Raw genomic sequence first — 2,456 nt, 5'->3', positions numbered from 1 at the left:
CTCGGCCAAGCGGGTACGCAGTCCCAGCATGAACTCCTGCAGATCCTGCTCGGTCACATCGCTATCACGCTCAACCAAAATCTTGTTGCTGAGTTCAGGCAGGCGCGCATTGACCGACTGCCAATGCATCACCTCTTGCCAGGCGCCCAGCTTGGCATAGAGCGCCAGGCTCACCACCACCAGGACCAGCACCCCCGGGATCCAGACCAGGCTGCGACCGGCACTGGCGGTCTGTTCGACATCAGGAATATCATCCAGCAGGCTACGTTGCAGCTCCACCAGAGACTCCTGCTCCTCGGCCAGAATGCCCTGATCACGCTCCTCCCCTATCTCCACGACCCGTTGGCGATAGAGCTGCTTGTTGAGCGCCGAGCGACTGATGGTTTGACGGCTCTCACCACGCAGCAACGGCAGAGCCAGGGTCAGGCTCACCAGCGCCAGCAAGGCGACGATGACAATCCAGAATGCGATCATTGTTTCTCTTCCTCTTTGAGCAGGGCAGCCAGACGGCGACTCTCCTCATCGTTCAATCCCGGCTGGAGTGCAGGCTCACTCCTTGGCCGCTTGCGGGCACGGGCCACCACGACACAGAAACCTATCACTATCACCCCGAATGGCCCCAGCCAGAGGATCAGGGTGGAGGCCATCATCGGCGGGTCGTAGAGAATGAAGTTGCCATAGCGCGCCACCATGTAATCGATGATCTCCTGCTTCTCCTTGCCCTGATGCACCATCTGGTAGGTCTTGTCACGCAAGTCCTTGGCAAGGCCGGCATTGGAGTCGGCAATGTCCTGGTTCTGACACTTGGGACAACGCAGTTCGCGGGTCAGCTCACGAAAGGTCTGCTCCTGGGCATCGGAGTCAAAGCTGTAGACGTCGATGGCAGCCAATGCCGACCAGGAAGTACCCAATGCCAGGGTCAGCAAGAGGGCAGAGAGAGAGCGGCGCATCATTTCATCGCCTCATAGATGGGCTTGAGGGTGGATTCCCACACCTGGGCGTTGACGTCCCCCACGTGGCGATAACGGATGATGCCCTGGGAGTCGATGAAGAAGGTCTCGGGCGCGCCATAGACACCGAGATCCAGACCCAGCATGCCGTCGGGATCGTAGAGGCTGACCTGATAGGGATCGCCCAGCTCATCCAGCCACTTGAGGGCCTTGTCACGCTCGTCCTTGTAGTTCATGCCGACTATGGTCACCCCCTGCCCCGCCAGCTCCTTGAGGTAGGTGTGCTCGGCGTAGCAGGTCGGGCACCAGGTCGCCCAGACGTTGAGCAGCATGGGCCGTCCCTTGAACAGGCTGCTGTCATGCTGCTTGTTGAGATCGTGCAAGTCTTGCAGGGTAAAGACGGGCACCTCCTTGCCGACCATCACGGATTCCAGCTTGCGCGGGTCGGAATAGAGCCCCTTGAACAGGAACACGGCCCCCAGCAGGAAGATGATGAAGGGCAGCAGAAACAACCAGGTCTTCTTGCTCATGCCTTGCTCTCCTCTTCACGACGGCCAAAGCGATAACGCTTGTCCAGCATGGCGAGCACGCCACCGATGGCCATGAAGACGCCACCGAACCAGATCCAGCGCACGAACGGCTTGTAATAGATGCGCACGGCCCAGGCGCCATTATCGAGCGGCTCGCCCAGCGCCGCATAGAGATCCCGGGTGAAGCCGGCATCGATGGCGGCTTCCGTCATCGGCATGCGGCTGACGATGTAGTTGCGCTTCTCCGGCTTGAGCAGGGCGACCTGCTTGCCGTCACGATGCACCTCAAGCACTCCCTTGAAGCCTTCGTAGTTGGGGCCGTTCTTCTCCTTGATGCCGGTGAAGACAAATTCGTAGTCGGCGAAATGCACCCTGTCGCCGGCCTGCATGCGCAAGTCCTTCTCGATGCTGTAGTTCTGGGTACAGGCGATGCCGATGATGCTGACCGCCAGCCCCACATGACCGAATATCATGGCCCAGTGGCTGTTGCCAAGCCGGCGAACACCGACACCGAAGCTGTGCTTGTGGGTGGCACGCACCCAGGTCTCCTGGATGCTGGTGATGATGATCCAGGCGCCAAGACCTATGCCAAGGGCCGCCCAGGGTTTGAACTCCTCGGCAAAGAACCAGGGCAGCAGCAAGGCGGCAGCCAGGCTCAATGCCAGGGCGAGGATCACCTTGCCCTTGAGCTCGCCCACCGCCTGGCGGCGCCAGCGGAACAGCGGGCCGACCCCCAGCAGGGCGGCGAAGGGGATGATGAGCCAGCTGTAGATATGGTTGAAGAAGGGAGTACCAATGGAGATGCTCCCCAGGCCCAGCTCCTTGTGCACCAGGGGCAGCAGGGTACCGAGCAGCACGGTCAGCAATCCGGCCATCAGCAGAATGTTGTTGCCAAGCAGCAGAGTCTCGCGACTCCAGAACTCATGCTTGCCATGGCTCTTCACCTGGGAACCCTTGAAGGCAAACAGCAGCAGGG

The 2,456-nt window shown here is 60.4% G+C and carries 4 protein-coding genes; all 4 read right to left on the bottom strand.

Annotated features, from left to right (window positions below; all coding sequences use genetic code 11):
* A partial coding sequence (gene ccmI / locus BN1130_RS22795; protein WP_042039488.1) for a c-type cytochrome biogenesis protein CcmI occupies positions 1-474 on the bottom strand: 474 nt, incomplete at its 3' end.
* On the bottom strand, positions 471-950 hold the full coding sequence (locus tag BN1130_RS00015) for a cytochrome c-type biogenesis protein (RefSeq protein WP_042039555.1): 480 nt from the start codon (positions 948-950) through the stop codon (positions 471-473). The genes BN1130_RS00015 and ccmI, both read right to left, overlap by 4 nt.
* On the bottom strand, positions 950-1,480 hold the full coding sequence (locus BN1130_RS00010; protein WP_042039487.1) for a DsbE family thiol:disulfide interchange protein: 531 nt from the start codon (positions 1,478-1,480) through the stop codon (positions 950-952). The genes BN1130_RS00015 and BN1130_RS00010 overlap by 1 nt, the downstream gene beginning before the upstream one ends.
* A partial coding sequence (locus tag BN1130_RS22790; RefSeq protein ID WP_306381260.1) for a cytochrome c-type biogenesis CcmF C-terminal domain-containing protein occupies positions 1,477-2,456 on the bottom strand: 980 nt, incomplete at its 5' end. The genes BN1130_RS22790 and BN1130_RS00010, both read right to left, overlap by 4 nt.

This window comes from Aeromonas rivuli (genome assembly GCF_000820045.1).
GTDB lineage: Bacteria > Pseudomonadota > Gammaproteobacteria > Enterobacterales > Aeromonadaceae > Aeromonas > Aeromonas rivuli.
This window is presented reverse-complemented; position numbering and strand designations above follow the sequence as displayed.